At 67.8% G+C, this 245-nt stretch carries 1 protein-coding gene; it reads right to left on the minus strand.

The features are described 5' to 3' along the window. The coding region (locus B3D39_RS08310; RefSeq protein ID WP_286789596.1) for a molybdopterin-dependent oxidoreductase at positions 1 to 245 on the minus strand (245 nt) is incomplete at both ends.

Consider the following 245-nt stretch of genomic DNA (forward strand, 5'->3'; position numbering starts at 1 on the left):
CCCCCTGCCGCAGCCGCTTGCGCAGCCGCGAGCCGAAGACCGGGTGCCCGTCGGTCGGGTTCGCCCCGATCACGACGGCGCAATCCACCTGCTCCACAGAGTCGAAATCCTGCGTGCCAGCGGAGGTCCCGAAAGTCTGCTTCAGCCCGTAGCCGGTGGGCGAATGGCAGACGCGGGCACAGGTGTCGGTGTTGTTCGTCCCCATCACCGCGCGGGCGAGTTTCTGCACGAGGAAGGTTTCCTCG

Source organism: Thioclava sp. UBA3469 (genome assembly GCF_002378135.1).
Classification (GTDB): Bacteria; Pseudomonadota; Alphaproteobacteria; order Rhodobacterales; family Rhodobacteraceae; genus Thioclava; species Thioclava sediminum.